The sequence below is a fragment of the Sporosarcina sp. FA15 genome (assembly GCF_051550195.1).
In the GTDB taxonomy this organism is placed as follows: domain Bacteria; phylum Bacillota; class Bacilli; order Bacillales_A; family Planococcaceae; genus Sporosarcina; species Sporosarcina psychrophila.
In genome coordinates, this window is record NZ_CP188818.1 from 1302645 (window position 1) to 1323485 (window position 20841).

The 20841-nt window shown below is 39.6% G+C and carries 23 protein-coding genes; 6 read left to right on the top strand and 17 right to left on the bottom strand.

Annotated features, from left to right (window positions below):
• Positions 1–17 precede the first annotated feature (17 nt).
• From fni to ACP8HG_RS06225, 6 genes are all read right to left on the bottom strand, one after another.
• The gene (gene fni / locus ACP8HG_RS06200; protein ID WP_187044850.1) at positions 18–1058 is read right to left on the bottom strand and encodes a type 2 isopentenyl-diphosphate Delta-isomerase; all 1041 of its coding nucleotides are present in this window, start codon (positions 1056–1058) and stop codon (positions 18–20) included.
• Positions 1059–1113: 55 nt separating this feature from the next.
• Positions 1114–1938 carry a plasmid pRiA4b ORF-3 family protein gene (locus ACP8HG_RS06205; protein ID WP_438298355.1) on the bottom strand — a complete coding sequence of 275 codons (825 nt, stop codon included), beginning with the start codon at positions 1936–1938 and terminating at the stop codon, positions 1114–1116.
• A gap of 94 nt (positions 1939–2032) precedes the next feature.
• The gene (locus ACP8HG_RS06210; protein ID WP_187044852.1) at positions 2033–2401 is read right to left on the bottom strand and encodes a hypothetical protein; all 369 of its coding nucleotides are present in this window, start codon (positions 2399–2401) and stop codon (positions 2033–2035) included.
• A gap of 212 nt (positions 2402–2613) precedes the next feature.
• Positions 2614–3126: a D-glycero-alpha-D-manno-heptose-1,7-bisphosphate 7-phosphatase gene (locus ACP8HG_RS06215; protein WP_438298356.1), complete on the bottom strand. Its 513-nt coding sequence runs from the start codon at positions 3124–3126 to the stop codon at positions 2614–2616.
• Positions 3127–3877: 751 nt separating this feature from the next.
• A complete protein-coding gene (locus ACP8HG_RS06220) occupies positions 3878–4072 on the bottom strand; it encodes a GNAT family N-acetyltransferase (RefSeq protein WP_370569869.1) in 195 nt (64 codons plus the stop codon).
• 79 nt (positions 4073–4151) lie between these two features.
• Positions 4152–4316, bottom strand: coding sequence for a hypothetical protein (locus ACP8HG_RS06225; RefSeq protein ID WP_370569870.1), 165 nt, complete (start codon positions 4314–4316; stop codon positions 4152–4154).
• 1065 nt (positions 4317–5381) lie between these two features.
• Here ACP8HG_RS06225 and ACP8HG_RS06230 point away from each other — a divergent pair.
• From ACP8HG_RS06230 to ACP8HG_RS06240, 3 genes are all read left to right on the top strand, one after another.
• Complete coding sequence (locus ACP8HG_RS06230; RefSeq protein ID WP_438298357.1) at positions 5382–6653, top strand: LysM peptidoglycan-binding domain-containing protein; 1272 nt, start codon at positions 5382–5384, stop codon at positions 6651–6653.
• Between the two features lie 90 nt (positions 6654–6743).
• Positions 6744–7139, top strand: a complete 396-nt coding sequence (locus ACP8HG_RS06235; RefSeq protein ID WP_255428426.1) for a hypothetical protein — start codon at positions 6744–6746, stop codon at positions 7137–7139.
• A 261-nt stretch (positions 7140–7400) separates the two neighbouring features.
• Complete coding sequence (locus ACP8HG_RS06240) at positions 7401–7730, top strand: hypothetical protein (protein ID WP_255428427.1); 330 nt, start codon at positions 7401–7403, stop codon at positions 7728–7730.
• A gap of 19 nt (positions 7731–7749) precedes the next feature.
• Here the strand turns inward: ACP8HG_RS06240 and ACP8HG_RS06245 are convergent, their stop codons facing one another.
• The 5 genes from ACP8HG_RS06245 to ACP8HG_RS06265 form a co-directional block, all read right to left on the bottom strand.
• Positions 7750–8241: a (2Fe-2S)-binding protein gene (locus ACP8HG_RS06245; RefSeq protein WP_082786816.1), complete on the bottom strand. Its 492-nt coding sequence runs from the start codon at positions 8239–8241 to the stop codon at positions 7750–7752.
• On the bottom strand, positions 8241–9104 hold the full coding sequence (locus ACP8HG_RS06250; protein WP_438298358.1) for an FAD binding domain-containing protein: 864 nt from the start codon (positions 9102–9104) through the stop codon (positions 8241–8243). Before ACP8HG_RS06250 ends, ACP8HG_RS06245 begins: the two co-directional genes overlap by 1 nt.
• The gene (locus ACP8HG_RS06255; protein ID WP_438298359.1) at positions 9074–11419 is read right to left on the bottom strand and encodes a xanthine dehydrogenase family protein molybdopterin-binding subunit; all 2346 of its coding nucleotides are present in this window, start codon (positions 11417–11419) and stop codon (positions 9074–9076) included. The genes ACP8HG_RS06250 and ACP8HG_RS06255 overlap by 31 nt, the downstream gene beginning before the upstream one ends.
• Before the next feature lie 24 nt (positions 11420–11443).
• Positions 11444–11635 carry a capping complex subunit for YIEGIA gene (locus tag ACP8HG_RS06260; RefSeq protein WP_067209356.1) on the bottom strand — a complete coding sequence of 64 codons (192 nt, stop codon included), beginning with the start codon at positions 11633–11635 and terminating at the stop codon, positions 11444–11446.
• A 73-nt stretch (positions 11636–11708) separates the two neighbouring features.
• Positions 11709–12584: a YIEGIA family protein gene (locus tag ACP8HG_RS06265; RefSeq protein ID WP_067209359.1), complete on the bottom strand. Its 876-nt coding sequence runs from the start codon at positions 12582–12584 to the stop codon at positions 11709–11711.
• Positions 12585–12725: 141 nt separating this feature from the next.
• On the opposite strand from ACP8HG_RS06265, the gene ACP8HG_RS06270 reads away from it, so the two are divergent.
• Together ACP8HG_RS06270 and ACP8HG_RS06275 are read left to right on the top strand one after the other, a co-directional pair.
• Positions 12726–13730 carry an XdhC family protein gene (locus ACP8HG_RS06270; protein WP_187044855.1) on the top strand — a complete coding sequence of 335 codons (1005 nt, stop codon included), beginning with the start codon at positions 12726–12728 and terminating at the stop codon, positions 13728–13730.
• The gene (locus ACP8HG_RS06275) at positions 13727–14341 is read left to right on the top strand and encodes a nucleotidyltransferase family protein (RefSeq protein ID WP_067209363.1); all 615 of its coding nucleotides are present in this window, start codon (positions 13727–13729) and stop codon (positions 14339–14341) included. The genes ACP8HG_RS06270 and ACP8HG_RS06275 overlap by 4 nt, the downstream gene beginning before the upstream one ends.
• A 14-nt stretch (positions 14342–14355) precedes the next feature.
• Here the strand turns inward: ACP8HG_RS06275 and ACP8HG_RS06280 are convergent, their stop codons facing one another.
• The 4 genes from ACP8HG_RS06280 to ACP8HG_RS06295 form a co-directional block, all read right to left on the bottom strand.
• Positions 14356–15156 (bottom strand): DUF4097 family beta strand repeat-containing protein, encoded by an 801-nt coding sequence (locus tag ACP8HG_RS06280; RefSeq protein WP_438298360.1) that lies wholly within the window; start codon positions 15154–15156, stop codon positions 14356–14358.
• 28 nt (positions 15157–15184) lie between these two features.
• On the bottom strand, positions 15185–15916 hold the full coding sequence (locus ACP8HG_RS06285; RefSeq protein ID WP_067209368.1) for an EcsC family protein: 732 nt from the start codon (positions 15914–15916) through the stop codon (positions 15185–15187).
• Between the two features lie 116 nt (positions 15917–16032).
• Positions 16033–16734: a YwaF family protein gene (locus ACP8HG_RS06290; protein WP_438298361.1), complete on the bottom strand. Its 702-nt coding sequence runs from the start codon at positions 16732–16734 to the stop codon at positions 16033–16035.
• Positions 16735–17018: 284 nt separating this feature from the next.
• Positions 17019–17432 carry a hypothetical protein gene (locus ACP8HG_RS06295; protein WP_438298362.1) on the bottom strand — a complete coding sequence of 138 codons (414 nt, stop codon included), beginning with the start codon at positions 17430–17432 and terminating at the stop codon, positions 17019–17021.
• Positions 17433–17819: 387 nt separating this feature from the next.
• On the opposite strand from ACP8HG_RS06295, the gene ACP8HG_RS06300 reads away from it, so the two are divergent.
• Positions 17820–18428, top strand: coding sequence for a zinc dependent phospholipase C family protein (locus ACP8HG_RS06300; RefSeq protein WP_438298363.1), 609 nt, complete (start codon positions 17820–17822; stop codon positions 18426–18428).
• Positions 18429–18884: 456 nt separating this feature from the next.
• On the opposite strand, the gene ACP8HG_RS06305 is transcribed toward ACP8HG_RS06300, so the two are convergent.
• Together ACP8HG_RS06305 and ACP8HG_RS06310 are read right to left on the bottom strand one after the other, a co-directional pair.
• Complete coding sequence (locus ACP8HG_RS06305; protein WP_438298364.1) at positions 18885–20180, bottom strand: DUF4179 domain-containing protein; 1296 nt, start codon at positions 20178–20180, stop codon at positions 18885–18887.
• Positions 20181–20678, bottom strand: a complete 498-nt coding sequence (locus ACP8HG_RS06310; RefSeq protein WP_438298365.1) for a sigma-70 family RNA polymerase sigma factor — start codon at positions 20676–20678, stop codon at positions 20181–20183. It abuts the gene before it with no gap.
• Positions 20679–20841 lie beyond the last annotated feature (163 nt).

Here is a 20841-nt window from a genome sequence, read left to right on the forward strand (position 1 = left end):
AAGGACATATAAAGGCTTTAACGTACGTGATTCTGGTAACTAACCCTATCCGTCTCTTTCAACTCAGCCAGCGAAGCCGACCCTATACCGAACATTGCCATCCGTAGTTCCAATTCCCTCGTTTCCATCACTTCCAAGACATCCTCCATAGACTGCGTGGCTTCCTTCAGAATCGATCTGCCGAATCCGACCATGTCTGCACCAAGTGCAATGGCTTTGGCTCCATCTAGGCCAGTATGCATTCCACCGCTTGCGATTATTGGTTGCTCCACAATTTTACCCCTTACCGAAGTAATGCATTCGACTGTTGGGATGCCCCAATCACTGAACGCTTCAGCTGCTTTTCTCTTTACTGTAGATGTTGAACGAAACTTTTCGACCTGACTCCATGATGTGCCGCCTGCCCCCGCTACGTCGATAAAGGAAATGCCTGCATCGCATAAACGTTTAGCTGTGGCCCCGTCAATTCCCCACCCAACTTCCTTCACACCAACTGGCACTCCCAACTCACTGCAAAGTCGTTCAATTTTCTCCAATAAATCTTTGAAATCCGTATTTCCTTCTGGTTGAATCACTTCCTGAATACTGTTCAAATGGAGGACAAGTGCATTCGCCTCTGTTATGTCAATGATTCGGCGACATTCATCTACGCCAAAGCCATAGTTAAGCTGAACCGCGCCTAAATTAGCGATTATCGGGATGCTCGGTGCATATTTCCTTACTTGAAAAGAAGCTCGATGTTCCGCACTTTCTATCAGCGCTCGTGTCGAACCCAAAGCTAATCCCCAGCCTCTTTGTTCTGCAGCTTCGGCAAGATTCCGATTAATTGTTTCTGCAAAGGCAGCCCCGCCCGTCATCGAACTGATAATAAATGGTGTTTTGCAATCATGACCTAAAAATGTCGTATCGATTGCGATATCATTGAAATTGATTTCAGGCAACGCATTATGGATAAATTTAACCTTCTCGAAGCCGGTTGTGATAGTGTCACCCGTTACGTGCTCATTCAACGTGATTTGAATATGCTCTGATTTTCTTTGGTTAATTGGTATAGTCATTTGAAAACACTCGCCTTTCTCCATGGTGTTAGTGATTACTCATTAATTACTTTAATTAGTAGAAGTCACTGTATTGCTCTGGTGCCTCTCCCCTTGTCTCTTGCACATAAGGATTAAGTATTTGTTCAGCATTCTCGTTTATGTCATCTACTTCTATTAAAAATGTCCATTCGTCACCATAATCGTAAATATACAGAAACTTTTGCCTCGTGATAAAACCAACAGCACAAATTTGTATTTTAGAAGCATCCGCATGACCAAAGTCATCATTAGGAGATGCGATACAATCATGTGACCATTTTTCACCATCCATGAAAAAAGAATACAGATGATCATCGTCAAATTCAAATGCTTTGATAATGATTTGATGGAAATCGTCCATTGTATGCTTAGCTGAAAAAGTTAGTTTTCTCCATATTTTATTTGTTAGTGAAACCTTAAACGTGTAACGACCATCAATGAATTGCTTTCGGTTTCTAGGCAAGGTATGCATCAATTCATCTTTTGAAAATAAATTTATAAAAGGTTGAAAAAATGGCTGGGCGCTTTGGTCTTCATCGGATAAATACGCACCGAATCTCCCATCTAATATTGAACCTGGTATAACATTGAACTCTCCATCTTCCCGACGCAACGCGATATTCCATGCACATACGTTTCGCGAAATAAGTAAAATAGGCATCATTTGAGTACCGAACTGCGTAACCTCAATCTTTTTGGCGTAATATACACTTTTGCTATCACGTTGTTCTTTACGTTCTACATCCTCTTCGCAAATCCATAAACCCAACCACTCAAAATAGAGATTGAAGTAATACCAATCATATGTACAACTTGCTAGTATCCGCCCGACATCGGTTTTGGGTTCTTCACTACCCAAGTTCGTCCTGGCTCATCCCGACTTAATATAGAAAACACTTCGGGGAGCGTTAAAGCTATTGAATTATGTTGTTTATCCTGAAGTCTCGCCCAATTCACATCGACCCAGAACGTTTCGAGTAAAAAAAGTATTTTTCTACATCTGTTAATTCTTTATACAAATCCATTCTTTCTGTTACTTTCAGTTGGAGCGGTCCCGATTTTACCGACACCTTTTCCAGCAAACATCCGCTTAAAGCCAAGTGATAGATGAAATGGATGAAAGAATAATAGGCCTGTTCAGTATACGATGTACAATCCTTGGTTCTTATGGTCATACGTTCATTAATCGCGGGCAGATGCTTTCTTGATATGTACTCTTTTGCCTTTGTTAGCTGAACTACATGTCCGCTTATATAGCTAACAAACTCATCAAAATCAGCTACTAAGTTGATTGGAATTGATTCATTATTCATAGCGTTCAATTTTATAACCCCTTTTCCCGTTGGATCAGATAGGATTATTATTATTCCAATAGACAATTCCTAAAATGCTTTCCTACGCTTTTGTCTAATTATACAATTTCCTCACTCGAAGTTGTAGTTTCGTCTCGCCTCTTAGAGTCATCACTGGTTAAGAATACGAAATGATGGCTGATAAAGAGGAAAGGCGATTACATATCTTATAAGGAGTGAATTTATATATAAGCGAGTACCTCTTTGAGATTGTCCAGAACGTAAATGTTTTTCATATTGGAAGATGAACCTACCCCTATTCCAAACCCCTTCATCTTCATGTTGATAGTTAGTTCTACATCAACGATTGAGTCGCCAATCATAAATGATTGATCAATATTAATATTTGGGTATTTCAGTATTGCATTCATAATCATCCCGGTTTGAGGTTTTATACAATCACAACCTTCATCCCTACTGTGAGGACAGTGAAATACATCCAGGATTTTTATTTTATGACATGATAATTCATATAGCATCTTTGCTGTAATGTCATGGTACTGCTCTAATGATATAAATCCTTCGTTTATTAGATATTGGTTCGTGATGATAATTATTTCATAGCCTCTTTGGTCAACGCTCTTTAAAGTCTGAACTGAATCGGCTAAAAACACAGGATTCTTTATATCCGTCCACTTGTGGTCAGGATAGTCTTCAATAATAGTCCCATCCCTATCAAAAAATGCGACCTTCAATTAAATCACTCCTTATTTTTTCATTGATTCATGGGTGATAACACCGCCTGCCTCGTCAACTTGCGTGAAGCTGAAAACTCAAGTAGATTTTAACAAGAAGCCAATTCGAGTATAAAAAATTTGGAAGTCGGCTAGTAAGCGATGTAAAATAATAAGTGAGTTTCTAGGGTGGTAAAGATCGGAACTATTCCCTTTAAGCTATTTACTTAAATCCAAATATACTAATTAGTTGTCAGGGGCGCAATTCAAACGTATAATGAGGATATAGCTTGACTAGAATAAAAAAAGATTGATCGATGTTGTCGCATCGATCAATCAATGCAATAGTCGGTTCCCTACAAGGGGATCAGCACTTACGGAGTGAGAATAACCCATCCCTATGAGCCGTTAACTCAAGGATGGGTTATTTTTTATGGTTAAATGACAGAATCAACACAATTAAAGTTGCGAAAGCTACAGCAAACATTAACGTTTCAAAAACTGACATCGACATCACCCCCTTTCATGGGGAGTGAGCCGACCACCCTTGAGTCACCTATTCTATTACCTCTTAATTATACCATACAGACGTTCTTAGATTAACTAATAGTTCATGATGAAATAACTCTTCCACTTTTGTCTGCCAGTACTTCCCCAACGATAGTCTCTTCAGATTTCATACTTCATACCGTCCCGCTGTTATTAAACCAGATGACTAACCATTCGTTATCCAAGTAATACACCACCTAACTTCCCTGTTTATCTTAAATATCTATTCTAACGACTTTTTTAATACATAACTCACTTTGTCATACTCCATTTTCTCTTCATAGAACCTATGTGCGTCTGTTCGTTGCAAGCCTGATGACAGCGCAACACTTTCATAGCCGTTGTCTTTTGCCCACTTATGGACATAGGTAAGTAACTTCTCCCCATACCCACTAGACCGTTTCGTGGTATCCGTCACCAAATCACAAATTCAAATGAATCGACCATAATAAAGTGTGATTATTGGCTTGAAACCGATTACTGCAACGATATCCCTTTCACTTTGTACACAGACAGTTGGTAACGATCTTTCTCTGTGCTTCACAGACTAATTCCAAGTAGGTATCTTCATCCAAATGTGTTCGCAACTGCCTCATAATCGGATATGCTTCAACAATTTCGTTACGTGTTTGAAGCTCCTTAATCGTTAATTCATTCCTCACGCACAGCAACCCCTTTTTCATAAATATACCATGCGGTTTCATTGCAACATGATTAAATTGTTTGCCGAGCTCATTCGAGAATACAAATATCCAAAAGCTTATTCGAATCAAACACTTGAAAGTTAAACCCCTCAAACGTATAATAAGAATAAGATTAGAATACAATAAAAAAGACCGCTTGGTGCGCTAACACCAAACGGTCAATGTAATAAGCAGGTTCCCTACAAGGGGATTGGCAAAATGACAGGGATAACCCATCGAGCCTTTAACTCAAGGATGGGTTATTTTTTATGGTTAAATGCAAGTACCAATACGATCAATGTTGCAAAAGAAATTGCAAACATTAACGATTCGAATACTGTCATTGGCACCACCCCCTTTCGTACGGAAGTGAGCCGACCACCCTTGAGTCACCTATTCTATTACTCTTCTATTATACCATACATACGTTCCTCCAAACCCAAATTCCACTATTCCTGTATGAAAGATTTATACCTCTATCATCATTTTTATGTAAATATAAAGGCATCTAAAAAGATGCCTTACATTTAAAATGAAAAAGTCGTTTAAAGTAGCCTTGTAAGCTTATCTATCCCTGCAGTTTTTACATACTTTAATGAGTTCTTTCGCTTCCGTTTTATGATTGTATAATAACTTAATTCTATTTCGAGTACACAACGGACAGTCTCCTCTTCCTTTTGAAGGGAGCTTTTTTATTGCTTTTCCTCGGTTTCTTTTCGCCATGACCATCCACCTCCAGAATGAAAATTCTTCTTTCTCTTTATCTAATGATGGCATGGGGAGATCTTATGGGTATTTTAATAATTTATTTATGAAAAACTATTCTTGATAATTAGATATCATGATTAGGAAGTCCGTTAATTGCCATAGTCCGTCCTTTTTTACTGAGATTATCTACAAGTAGTGACATATATATATTCAATCATTTAACAGCGGGAATAATACCTGCAAAAATACAAAAAGAGGTATTTCACACTCTTGCAATACTATCCCCCGTCCCTTTTGAATATCATAAAAGAGTTGAATATATGAGGAGAGAACTATATGCAAATTCATGTAGTACATCCAGGGGAAACATTATGGTTGATTGCACAACGTTACGGCGTCACCGTAACTCAAATCGTGACAGCCAACCAGTTGGAAAGTCCAAGCAAACTAGTAAGTGGGCTGGCTCTAGTCGTTCCAACACCTACTCAGACACATACTGTACAACCTGGTGAGAATTTAACACAAATTGCACAGCGTTATGGTACAACTGTCGAAGAAATTAGTAAGATAAATCAAATTCAAAATCCCAATATGATTTTATCCGAAACTATTTTAACCATCCCCGCCCATAAACCAGTTATTGATGTGAATGCCTACACAATCAATACTGGGGAAACAGGCGCTAGGGAAATTCAAGAAGTTGGCCAATATTTAACCTATTGGATGCCTTTTGTTTATACGATTCGTGAAGATGGTGGGCTAAGTACCATCGACGATACCGCTATGCTTCAATCTGCCGCTGCCGAAAGAGTTGTTCCTGTGATGGCCATTACAAATTTCAGTGCCACGGCCGCTGGATCTAGTCTGGCGCATTCAGTCCTTGCAAGTACTGATATTCAGGATGTTTTATTAACAAATATTTTAAAAGTCATGAAAGAAAAAGGCTATCAAGGATTAAATATTGACTTTGAAAATGTGTTGCCGGCCGACCGTGAAAACTATAACCAATTTTTGCAGCGTGCAGTGGATCGCTTGCATCCGGAAGGTTATTCCGTCTCAACAGCCCTTGCTCCAAAGATTAGCGATGAGCAAAAAGGGGTGTTATATGAAGCACATGATTACGCAGAACACGGAAGAATTGTCGATTTCGTCGTATTGATGACCTATGAATGGGGTTATCGATTAGGTCCTCCACAGGCAATTTCACCGCTAAATGAAATAAAAAGGGTGCTGGATTACGCTGTTACCGTAATACCAAGAAACAAAATCTTGTTTGGTTTTCAAATCTATGCGCGCGACTGGTTACTTCCTCATGTGCAAGGACAAGAGGCAGAAACATTTAGCCAACAGGAAGCAATTCGCCGGGCTATTCAATATGGGGTGGCCATTCAATATGACCCAATAGCGCAATCACCATTTTATCGCTACACGGATGCAGAGGGGCGTAACCACGAAGTCTGGTTCGAAGATGCCCGCAGTGCACAAGCAAAGTTTGATGTGGTAAAGGACTATAATTTACGCGGAATTAGTTACTGGGTTCTTGGTTACCCATTCCCGCAAAATTGGTTGTTACTGGAAGACAACTTTACTATCCGAAAAATACGCTAGTTTTCATTATCGATACTTCCAATAACCTTAACCGTACAGAGTCACTGAACATAGGATAGGATACCCGATACTTGGAATGGAGGCACTCTTATGCACTATAACCCTTATCCACACTGGGTCAATCCTTATTCTAATCCACGGTGGCTGTACAACGAGCATGTTCAACCACAGACCGTTTTAAGACCGCCAAGTCCTTTTCCATCTATAAATACGCAAGTGTTGAATACTTCGGCCCTAAGATTTCAAGAATTATTGAAACAAGCGGATTTATTAGCAAGCAAGATTGTTAACTCTAAAGAATTCGCACATGAGTTAATGGAAGCAGCACAACTATCAAATACAAAAAAGGTAGATGAATTAATTGTATCAACAGGCATCACATTAAAAATCAAAACATATTTTAGTCCAACTGGAATTCGTATTGAATTAAACAACGACGAAAATCCAGGTGAATGTTGTCATTTACTAATGACATTAAAGTGGTAAGGTTGAGGAATCTTTTTTGTATTCCGGACATAATTCACGCGAAATTAGATTGATTAGAATAAAAAAGACCACTCAATCAGCGTAACAACTGCTTACCAATAAGCTTAAATAACCCATCCTAATGAGCTATTTACTCAGGGATGGGTTATTTTTATATCGTTTTGAATTGTCAAATCTGTCCCTATAATCATTGATTAAAAAGGACTGATTTCACTAACACTAACGAGGACAAGTCTATTTCAAACGAAAGGAGTCTTCCTCTTGAAACAACAGTCTGATAAGAACCAAGCACATACGGAGCAACAATTCCAAGGTCAAAAGAAACAAGCACTACAAGCAATGCAACAGGCAATGCAAACGATTCAGTTGAGCACTTCATCGACTGACCTCCAATTGTTGCAACAAGCACAGCATCAACTTCAACAAGCATCACAGCTGCTGAATCAAATGCAAGGGACTGCGGTTACCAAATCGACTACCGCAGTTCAGCAACAATTGGAGCAAGTTCGGCAACAAATCGAACAGGCTGCGCAAACCTTACAGCTTATCCACTCGCTAAATAGTGGAAATAATAGCTTCAAAAAAGATTAAAAACCTGCCATCGACTCATTCAACCAGTCGAAGGCAGGTTTTTCTTTTCAAGTAACGCCGCTTTTACTGCTTCTTTAATCTCCTGATAGCCCGTACACCTGCATAGATTCGACTGAAGCCACTCTTCAATCGTCTCATCTTCAGCGTCAGGATGCTTTTCAATAAGGGCATGTGCATTGACGATAAACCCTGACGTGCAGTAGCCGCATTGAATGGCCCATTTCTCAATGAATGCTTTTTGAACCGGAGAATCCAACAACCCCTCGATTGTTATAATTGGTTCATTTACCGCTTCAACTGACAAGGATAGACATGAATGCATTGGTTCCCCGTTTACAAGGACTGTACAAGCCCCACAATCGCCGTTTTCACATGCTTTTTTTGCACCAGTTAAGCCAAGTTGCTCGCGTAATGTATGCAAAAGCGTATCGGCAGACCGGATGACCGCGTCATGGGTTTCACCATTCACAAGAAGTTGAATAATTGTTTTTGTTGTATCAATGGAATTGATCACTTTTTCCCCTCCAAAACTTCAAACGTATCTACTAACAGGTTTTTTAACACGAATCCACGGTAAGCTGCGGATGCATGCGAGTCATCCACAATTGATGCTGGAAGATGGGAGGCTATTTGTTCTATTCTTTCCCTCTCAGATAATGAATCATCATTAACAATCGCTTCTATCTTCTTTGAACGAAATGGAAAACTACACAACCCGCTAAAAGCGACACGGATTTGGTTCTCTTTCAACAAAGCCGCCAAAGTGACGACAGGATAACCCACTTTAGTCATTTGAGTCCGTTTCAAACTAAGATAAGGCAAATCGATAAATGATGCATCGACGATAATTTGAACAAGGAATGTGCCTTCATCTAAAGTCATCTTTCGATCGAATATTTTTTTCAATGAAACAACTTTTTCTTCTCCCTGTGAGGCAATCTTCACCTTTGCATCCGCTAATAGAAATGGTAAAACGCCTTCCCGATATATCAATTGACTATTTATATTACCGCCTATCGTAATTTTGTTTCGTGAAGAATGATTGGCAATTTGCTTAACAGTTTGGCTTAATAAGGGAAACAGATTTGTTTCCACCAGTTTATTTAACGAAATCGCCGCACCAATAATAAGCTGCCCTCCCTGGATTTCACATATATTGCATTCAGGAATCCCTTTAATATCAATTACCACATCGGCATGCATTTTATTCGTCCGTGCGAACGTAATGAATTCTGTTCCTCCTGAATAATAGATAACTTTTTTCCGGAGACTAGTCGCTGTAATATACGTCTCTATAGCTTCCGCAATGGTTGAAGGCTTATAGTAGTTAAAATCGAATGCAATCATTGTCCGCTCTCCTTCTTTGTTTTCCATATTAATTCTGGAATGAGCGGTAGTTCGTTCAATTCAACTTGCGCAGCCTCGGAAAGTCCATTCGCTAACGCCGGTGCCATACCGATTACTCCGTGTTCCCCGATTCCCCGTGCACCATACGGTCCGTCCGCAAATGGTGTTTCGATAAAATCGACCAAATACTCTACCGGCTGTTCCCCGTAACGAAGCATATGATAAGTGCGCAGATCCGCGTTTTCTACTACCCCATTTTCATCAAAATGAAACGATTCACTGCTAGCAAAACTTAACCCTAAATACATGCCGCCCCGCATTTGCTGCGTCGCCATCATGGGATTAATAATGGTACCGCCGTCAAGCACCGTGACAGCTTTAAGTATTTTGTACGTGAAATTACGTTCATCCAATTCGACTTCTACCGCCTGTGAACCGACAGACCACCATGACCCCGGTTTCCCGAAACCAGTCTCCTTATCCATCGGTGTCAAATGGCGCTGAATATAAGAACCAGTTCCTATAATCTGCGCGCCTACCGCATGGCCGCTAGGTAATGTGTAACCTAAAGCAATGTCCTTTATTTCGACTCCGTAAGCGGGGTCAGGTACTAAATAGACGCGTCCGCCTCCCACTTCCAAATCCTCTTCAGAACATTGCAATACGATGGAAGCCGTTTTTTTCATTTGCTTAATTGCACTTTCAGCGGCAGCTAGTACTGCACGTCCCGCCAAGAATGTCGTGCTGCTCGCTACGGTGCTCCATTGATGTGGATCATACTGTGTATTCACTTCCATGATCACGTGAATTTTATCCATCGGCATATTCAACTTTTCAGCAAGAATCTGTGCAAGGGTGGTTTTCGTTCCTTGTCCAAGCTCAATCGCAGCACAGTTTAAATTCACAGCTCCATCTGGTTCAAATGTGATAACTGCTCCTGCTTGGGCATTCGTCGCAGTCTTCGACGTTTTCCAAAACAAACTGATTCCCTTTGCGCGCACTAAATTTTCACCAACTGCGATTCTTTGCCCTTCATCCCAGCCAATCAATTCTTTTACTCGAATAATACATTTTTCAGTATCCCCTATATTATTTGTAGTGAGTACTGTTTGGGTAGGTGTTGTGTCTCCGGGTTTAATCACATTCAATATTCGTAATTCAATCGGATCCATATTCAATTGCTTAGCTAATATGTCCATCGTTCTCTCAACAGCAAAAGTCAGCTCGGGATGCCCATAGCCTCGGTATGACGTTGCGAACGGATGATTCGTATACATGCAGTAGGAGTCACACCATACATTTGGAACATTATATGGCCCCGTACAATCGAGTGCAATTGCCTGCGTTATACCCGCCCCATGGTCTGTATAAGCACCTGAATCAACGAGGAAGGTATACTGTCCCGCCATCAATTTCCCTTCTTTCGTCACACCCAGTTTTATCGTTGCATCAAGTCCGATATGACACGGGGCGGTTATCAAATCCTCTTCGCGCTCATACTGTAGCTTGACCATTTTCCCACCGACAGCTTTCGATGCCAAATAAGCAAGTGGCTCTAATTGAATAGCTCCTTTCCCACCGAAAGCACCACCAATCAACGGGATGTGAACGATAACATTACCTACTTCAATATTAAAAAACTGGTTAAATACCTTTTTTATCATATAGGGGGATTGAGAACAGGAATGGATAATCACTTTCCCGTCCGGATTGATCTCCACCCGGGTACTTCGCGTTTCCATCGCGGCATGATCGGAAAGGTTGAATGAATAAGAAGCCGATATCGTTTCTGCACAATTCGCCCAGATAGTTCCGATATCTCCTTTACGGATTTTAATGTGACTGCCGATATTTGTACCAGGAACAGGATAGACGTTATCGATTATTTTTGTATAGTCTCCGGAATTGTCATGTACTAATGGTGCGTAAGCTTGGAATGCCTGCTGGACTGAATTCACGACGGGGAGCGGTTCGTATTCTACTTTTACCTTGTTTGCCGCCAGTTTTCCTTGATGTTCAGAATCCGCCACAACAATTGCTATCGGCTCCCCATAATACCGCACCTTGCCGAATGCCAATGGTGGGCGGTCTGCAAGAATCGGGCCAATATGAAATGGGAAAACCTCTCCTGTCACGATTGCACGCACGCCAGGCATTTTCCACGCTTCAGTCGTGTCAATGGATTTGATCAAGGCATGTGCTTGAGTGCTTTTCACAAGTTTCGCGTGCATTAGGCCAGGTACCGAATAATCCCCAACATATCTAACTTTGCCCGTCGATTTTTCTACCACATCAATTCGTTGTTCAGACTTGCCAACCGTTGTCCATATTTTATTCGTCATTCACAAACGCCTCCTGGACAAAATTTAACGTGCAACAATAACAAGTGTATCCGTGTCAACTTCATGCGCTGAAGCATCCATTATCTTCTCTAGTGTCATGCTGATTTTCTGTAATTCCTTTTGATCTTTCACAATGAAAACAGGCGCGCCGCCGCCCTGTAGTGATTCTGGTTTTATCGTGATGATAGCGACAATCTCTGCATGCTGATTTTCCAAACCACTCAACTCCTTATAGTACAGACTCCAGATTACTGTCCTTTAAACGTCACGCATTTTAGATTTAGTTCCCCTATTTTCCTTTATCCGCTTCTTTAGGCATCCGGATTGCACTATCCAATACGGGGACATTGTCTAATACGGCCTTGATTTGATGGAAATCTTTTTCACGCGGCAAAAAGAACAATGCGATTCGCCCGTCCTCCATATCTCTTTTCGTAAGTGGAATCAATGCCGGTTCACCGGAATCTAGATAACTGCCCAGTACAGTAGCAACATGGTGCAACATTGCTTGTCGCTGCCCTAGGAAGGACAAAGTGACAATACTGTTTTGATTTTTCGGGATGATAATTGCACCAACTGCCTTTTCGGTAATTATTTTTCTTGTATCTTCCAGTCCTACATTTTTAATAAGGATATCACCCACAAAAAGCGTCGGACCTTCAAAACGAATCTCTGCTTCTGTAACATCCGCGATTGCATTCAATAACTGTCCTGACATATTGAACTTCACCATGACTAGCATGACAATCCCACCGATAATTCCCAACCAGAAGGAAAACACAGCACACAATGTAGTGATAAGAGCCGTGAACATCACTAAATAATTCCGACTTTCAAACGCTTGTGCCATCCCCTCAATAAATGGCGTCCCACGCTCTACAAGTTCGAAGTTATCGATATTTTGAAGTGACTCCCTTTCCATCTTCCGAACTTCACGAAACTGTGTAGCAGCAAGACCAAGGAATGTCACGGCAGTCCAATCAGATTCCAACACTGCTGGAATCGCTACGGCACCGATGAATGCCGCAATGAAACCAAAGGAAAGGTGAATGATTCGCCCTGTCGGATACGTTGGGTATTGCCGAAAATCAGTACGTAACAAGAGTGTTCGTGCCACAAATCCAAAAACAATTCCGACTACGACCGGAAGTAAATAGTTATCCAAATACTACACCCCCGAAAAGTTATATACTTCTCTCGCATTCTAACCAAAACAACGACAGATTATAATGTGGTAACGATATTAGAGAATGAATAGAAGGTTAGCTAAATGGCGACAGTGGGTGGAAAGAAATGAGGTGTGGATTTGCAATCGATTCAGCAAATGATTGAAATTGTTTTGATTGATACCCAACCCGTTGTACTTGCGATGATTATTCAGGTGGAAGGATCAGCTTACCGGAAAGAAGGTACTTGGATGCTCATTCAAGAGGATGGTACACATACAGGTATCATCAGCGGTGGTTGTCTTGAAAGTGATTTACATAATCGTGCCATAGAAATGTTTAATACAGGAAAAGTAGAAATTGTTCACTATGACTTAAGTGCTAAAGATGACCTTGGTTGGGGGCGTGGTGCGGGATGCAATGGAGTTGTCTCAATATTTGTGCGCGATATCGATAATGATTTCCGGCACTTTCTAACCTTAATGCACAAACAGTTCTTGGCCATGGAACCCGTTTTATTTATCCAATCAATAAGTGAGTTTGACAACTATGCATTTTTAAATGAAAGCAAAAACTGCCTCGACCACTGGCAAAGTGAAATCCCCTTCGAACTAGATGCCTTCACTCCGTTTCAAAACAAAGTAGGACAAAAAAGTAAGGACGACGAAGACGAAATGATGTATTTTCAACTTATATGGCCTCAACCTGCCCTTTATATAATCGGTGCAGGCGTTGATGCACGGCCGCTTGCACGACTTGCTGGAAACGTTGGGTATGCGGTTCATCTGCTTGATTCTCGGAGTGCACTTTGTAATGAAATTCATTTTCCTACTGCAGTATCTTTTCAGGTTGGCGACACCGAGAAACTAATTGACAATATCTCTTTAAGTCCACTCGATTCAGTTGTCATTATGACGCATGATTTCCAGTTGGATGCGAAACTAATGCATAGACTCCGCGACCATCAATTATTGTACCTTGGTATTTTAGGGTCAAAAAAACGAACTGAACGTTTACTAGGCGAAGAAATTCCCAATTGGATTCATTCACCTATAGGGCTTTCTATTGGTGCAGATGGACCTGAGGAAATTGCTGTTAGTATTGTAGCAGAACTTATAGCAGTTAGACGCGGGGGAATTTCATGAAAATCGCAGGTATTTATCTTGCCGCTGGAAACAGCAGCCGTATGGGGAGTAATAAATTAGCACTACCTGTTGGAACCATGACAGTAGGTAGCTTAGCGCTTGAAACAGCTTTGAAATCATCGCTCGATAAAGTCTATATCATTACAAAGGATAAGGACGATGCAGATTGGCTTCCCGCTGAAATGAAACTAGATGCGAAATGTTCATTCATAAAATGTCCAACTGCACATCATGGCCAATCCGAATCATTGCGCTACGGCATTCAACAGGCACAAACTGATCGCATGGATGCCATCATCGTCATATTGGCGGATCAACCTTTTATCACCGTCCAAATGCTCGAAGAAATGATTGCGTGCACGAAGAACAACCAGATGTGCAGATTCGTCGCTACCACATATGAACAGACAATCATGCCGCCTGTCCTTTTTTCGTCTTCCATGTACAACGAACTGATGGAGTTACGTGGAGATAAAGGAGCAAAAGCAATTTTACAAGGTGATTTTCTCCAAAAGGGAAAGCTATTACCCTGTGCTGATAAGAGGCTAGTATTCGATGTCGATACAGAGGCTGATTACGAAGCACTCCAATTAATAGAAAAAACGAAATGATAGAATGTATCCTATCATTTCGTTATCGTTATTCTTCCATTATCCGTTCTTAATTTAATTAAATTCTCACCATTTCCGAACTTCGTATGTTTGTTTTCATATCCAAAAACATTGATTCTTCCGTTGTCCGTTTTAACGTCAATCGTAGCATTCATCGGTTCCTTTTCAGTTTGAATCTCGATTTTACCGTTATCTGTCGTTAATTCAATCGGTCGATCTAAATTGTTTGTTACAAGGGAAATTCTCCCGTTATCTGTTCTTCCGACAATCGTACCGTCAACATGATCTAGTATAATTGCACCGTTATCAGTTTTAACATTGACAGCTGTAGCATCAATGGTTTTTAACTCAATCGTGCCATTGTCTGTCTCCAGTGCCAACTCTTTCGTTTGAATATTCTCCACTTTGATCCGCCCGTTATTGCTTTCCGCTTGAATTCGATCATACTGTTTTTCAGGCACTTTCACGATTAGCTTTAAGTTTAACGAGGATAAGCCAAAGTTAATGAAACTTCGCCGCTTTTCTTTGAACTGAACAGATAGTGTGTTTTCTTTTACAACAGCCTCGAAAATGAATTTCGACCTTTTCTTTGTCTTCCCTGAATACGACACTGTCGTTATCGAATCTTTGGTTGGCACGATCTCCACCATTGCATTGGTCGTCAAAATTTCAATACTCGTAAATGATTGATCATCAATCACTTTTTTCTTGGCGTTATTTTCAAAGTGATTCCCGGAATTGAACACCAATGCAATTCCACCAACAATAAGCAATACCAACGCTACGATAATGAACACTTTATTTCTAATAAACATTTTATGCCAAACCTCCTTATTTATGATTTTAAGTTTTTTCTGTATCCGAGGTTCTTTGCATTAAACGAAGCCGATATGAATTCATAGCCGCTTCCCCGAGCTGGTCGAGCAGATTATAGTTGGCAAACGCGCCGACAATCGCGCCGAAGCCAGGAATTAATTGAAACATTTTCACTAAATCAATGTAATCTCGGTATTCTTGCTGAAAGTCCCTCCAATCCATATCAGCAATTAACAGTTTCTCTTCTTCCCAATTCTCAATAATAGATAATGTCTCTTTCCTTGTTTCCTCACTTGAAAATGCAAGTTGGAACACATGTAAAATGAACAATCGCTCTTCATATTCATTCGTATCAAATCCATAAACCGCAGCGGCTTCAAACAGAAACTTCATTTTAATGGATAATAGCAGCGGAAAGTCGACAAGGCCAAGCATAATTCCCCCTGCTCCAGTTCCCGCACCTTCAATGACAGCAGTTTTGCGGAATGACGAAAGCTTTTCCTTAAATAACTCATCCCTCTCATATAGACTTAGCACGGTTGATTGCCTTTTTTTCGTCGTGATAGTAGAGCCGACCAAAGTGGCTTTCACCATGTTTTTTATGCTCTCTGTCATTACCTGATGAAACTTTTCTGGAATAAGACCATTCACTTTCATTTGCGCTTTTTTTGACGTACGGCTAATAATGCCTGATCGCTTTGTCATTTTCCGCTTCCAAAAATGCAACTCCTCTTGAACTTTCATCGTATAGTCAACCATAATTCTGTACCCTTCTCTCTGTTGCAATCAATTCACTGATTACAATTTAGTATAATGGATAGGATTTTAATTCAAATGGACCTGAGAAGTGATTGCAACTCAGTCTTAAGATGTAGTTAACGTGACCCATCACGAAAATGCCACTTTCTAAATAGTAGCCACAAACAGACGAAGATCAAAAATGCTACTCCTTCGAGCGCTATAATGTACCACGGATAGGGTCCTAAGTAGTCAAGCAAACTTCCGTTGACTGGTTTTTCCCTTAAGAACATATAGTTGCCTTGGAAAAACACATTAACCGCAAATATAAGTGGCAACAACAAGTTTAAAATAATCATTGTCTTGATAATTCCTATAAAAGTAGGTCTGTATCCTTTCATCCACGTAAAGTATAGTGCCGTTATTATGATTCCAATATGCGTGTAAAAAAAGTGGAAATACCTGAAATGCGGGAATCCAACATCTAATACAGGAGTCGCCATCGCTTGAAGCGCCCCTCCAATACCTGCAAAAAAGATGAAATCATACAAATGCCTATTCCCTGTCCATAAGAGAACAATCGCAACAAGTAAACTAATACTGCATAATTCTAGCGGCAACGAATCGCTAAATCCCCATCTCCCAGTTACAATCATCCAAACATGATAAAAGACTTCCATTACCAATAAAGTCAACGCAAAAAGGCGTTCATACTTCGACGACACCGACCATCGCCTTCTTAAAATAAATAACAATAAGATGGATAGGCACAACACGCCTATTGCCGCCATATGCTCCATTGAAAATAGTAAGAAGGAAGGTTCACTATAGCCAGCCATCCTTGTACCCCATTTCTGTAAGTCCTTTTATCTTGATCTATAAACAATATCCACTTTACCGACCTTATTATCCATTTTATACGTTTTTGCTGATTCCGGATAGCCTATCTTTATGTAAGATACCTTCATAGCGACAGGAAAACCATTGAAATACTCGGAGTTGCAAGTAGGCGTAGTCATCATGTATCCAAAGACTTCTCAGGATCCTTCAATATGTTTTGTTGACACATATGAATAGCTTTCAAAATTGGGCCGCTCATATTGTCGTTAGCAATTACGCGTATCTACATTTCATACACGATTAACTGTTCATTGCCGAATATTTCATCGAACGAAACGGGTTTTCCATTGATAAAAAGGTTTATCGTATCATATTTCTCTACCGTTTTGATTTTATATAATACTTGATATTTTAATTTGGTGTTTGAGTAGTCAGAATCATATTCTTGATTGATAAACACGTTCAATGTGTCTTGTTGAGCACTTACGTTAAAGTCACTAAAATAAACTGCATCATTTCCTTGAGTAACGTAAATTCCATTTATAAATACATACATATTTTTTTCACCATCAAGGTAGAGATAATTACCATTCTTCACTTCAGCATATTCAATAAATTCCTGTACAGCATCATTTGCATTACCTATGCTTATTTCTGAAAATGAAAAATCCGAATTGCACCCGGTTAATAGTAACATCAGAACAATTAACGATAATCGCTTTTTCACAACAGCGCTCCTTGTAATAATAGTTTACTTCCGTCTTATACCTATTTCGAAAATAGCATAGCCTAAATCATTTAATGCATCCTTTATCAATAATACGTTGTTAACGACGTAAAAATCTCATTACTCGAAAGTTATTTAATGTGGTTATAATACATAGTCCCATGGGATGTTCTTTTGTATAAAGTACATACTAATGAAACAGTCTGTAGAATGATTTCTGATGTGACCAGTTCTCAACTGGGGCTACCTATGATAAACTCAAGTTAAATTAACTTAATTTATTGAATAGATAAACAACTACATCATTCAACTTACTAGCAGAATTGATAAAGAAATCATTGAAGGGTGAGAGGTATTATGGGTTCAAGAATAATGCATTTGGTTATTGCTAATAAAATTGCAGAGCGTCTATTGATAGAAGATAGAACATCATTCTTACTTGGAGGCATTGCCCCGGATGCAGTTTCTCCTAAAGACTTGTCACATTTCTTTAAGGGTGAAGTACAAGATTATTCAAGATACATTGATTATAAAGGATTTCTATATAAATATAGTTCTAAAGCAGAAAGTCATTATTTATTGGGGTATTTCACACATTTAATCGCTGATGATATATGGCTGAAAGGTTTTTATCTTCCTTGGTTGAAAAACAGAATGGAAGCTAATAAAGAACTATTAAATTTATACCATAATGATTTTCGGCTACTGAATGGAAAATTACTAGAATACTATGATTTTACGGATGAATTGAGAGAAATGCTCAGTTATCCCCCTACAATCTTTGATTTGCAAGAGGTTAAGTCCAAAGAAGTTGAAGAGTTCATTCCTTATATATTAGGCGATATGGAGTACGATAAGGAAGTTATAAATGAAAAACTTAATGTATTTTCGTTTAATCAGATAGTTGGTTATATAGAGACATCAGTTAATAAAGGCTTATTGAATATAAGATCTATACTAACTTAATTTATTTTTAAATTACATTTGATTCATTATCAATAATATTGTTTAACTTTGCTTAAAAATTAAAAACAACGTCCCTTATGAGATTGCATGTTCTCATAAGGGACGTCGTTTTTATTATATTTCAAAGCCTAATTGTTAGATTGTTATTCAGCCTAATACGCATATTTTATCGACAAATCCGCCTCGAAGTAATAGACTCTCGAGCAATGGCAATTAATTTCCTGAACGGCTTGGCATCAAAGAAGCGAAATCACCTGGGTGTATCTGGTGTAACTCATGACGGGCACAATTTATTTGCTACACCACTTATCGATCCGGCAGATAAGTGTAACGATTCCATAAAGTTTAATTAAAATTGGTTCTGTTCGTCAAATTTCATATACGTATTGTATAAAAGAGTTTGATAAACTATCACACCATCGCTTGTACAAAAAGCAATTCCACTGTGAATGTATATTAATTCAATGGAATATCAATTTCCACCTTGCCGTCCAAATACAGCGGATAGCTATTAATATTCAGACGAATTGGATTCACTTCATTCTCAAAATCAAATGTAGAGACTGCTGTGATATAAGGTGCTTCTCTGTTAGCATGCATTTCGATTAAACTATTACTTAAATCATTGCCTTCTTTGTCAAATATTCCAGCCAATAGTAGCCAACCGCCAGGTGGATAAGTGACTTCCAATGTATTGCGGGATGGCACTTTCACAGCAATATCCAGTTCACTTGGCACATACAGCACTTTCTGTTGCTCAAAATCGACCTCGATATAATCCGAGCCTTTTGGAAGTGCTTCGATTCTTTCCATTACTAACGTTAGTTTTTTCGGCTGCCTGAAGTAATTGCTTTGCATGAATAAACCTACTTCGCCGTCACGCATTTGACCGCCTTCGCCATTTCTTAGTTGACCCCAATCTTCACCATTCTCATCAATCAAACGAACCGATGTAAATTTTAGTAAATGCATCGTGTTTTGTTCGTCAGTAGCTAGTCGGATTTCTGCGCGTAACGGCGAAATTTTCAACTGTTTAATGTCAATTGTTTGACCATCTACGACAACAGATTGGTTCACTTCATATATTTTTGGTTGTTTAATGGGCTTGGTGAGTGTGAATGGCACGGCGAACTTTGTCTCTGCTGGATCACTCAAGTCCAAATTAAATTCAAATGACCTATTGGCATACGATAATTCATCGGCAGACGTAATTTCAACTTTGTCTTCCTGTACAGTCCTTTCACCCGATCTAGAGACATTGTATGAACTTACGACACCAAATGGAATACCTTGTTGAGACACCTCTAAAGAAGTTATACTCACTTTGGAAAGATCAAAGCGGGATTCAAGCTTATAGAATATCGTCATGCCCGAATGATCAGCTACGACATTCTGTAAAGTCAAGGTATAGTCGCCTTGCGTTACCACAATTCCGAGTTCTTCATAGTAATTATTTTCTACAATGTCACTAATTCCTTTATCATAAGCAATCATGCCAACGACAGAAGAAAACCCTGGAATTTTGGCCACCGCCTGTGCAAACACAGGAGAAACGCGAATCGACGTCACAAAAAGTAGCAGTACAATAACAGCTACACTGGCGACTGAATACAGACGGCGCTTTCTCTTCTTGGTCAACCGATGCTGATGGATGGCCTTTGTACGTGCTTGATGCAATGCTTCTTTAGGAATTTCAATCGCTTCCAATTCCTCAGTTAGCTTCTGCCAGTCCTGCTCATTCAAGTTGGTCATTTATAGTTCCTCCTTTGCAATGAGTACGCGTAATCTTTTTAACGTCTTATGTAGCCTTGATTTCACAGTACCTTCGGGAATTTGCTTCAAGTGTGCAATTTCTCCGTTCTTCAGATCCTGGAAGTATTTTAAATAGATAAGTTCTTGTTGTTCTGTTGGCAGACTTGTGATAATATCGGCCATTTCAAATGGTTGATGATCTGTCGACGCTAGTTCAATTTCATGATTGTAGACTAATTTCTCTTGTTTCTTTTTCATATCTAGGCAAATATTGATGATAATTCGGACAAGCCAGGTTGCTATGTACGTTGGTTCTTTGACGGTATGCATCTTTTTTAAAGCTCGATACGTCAGCTCTTGCATAGCTTCAACAGCATCATGCTCATTTTTCAAATACGCATAAGCCGTACGATAGAGCGTATCTTCATGTTGTGCCAACAGCTTCACCAACGCCCGTTCATCACCCGCAATGGCCCTTTTCGCCAAATCCAGCTCCATACTCCCACCCCCTGTTACCTATTAGACAGCTCAAACTGGTAAATCGTTCATTTTATTTTTTTCAATAAAAAACGAGTTCAACTAAATTTAGTGAACTCGTTGCTTAACTCCTTCTATTAGTTAGCAAAATAATTGGTGAAACCTCATAACTTGAGTGAATTAA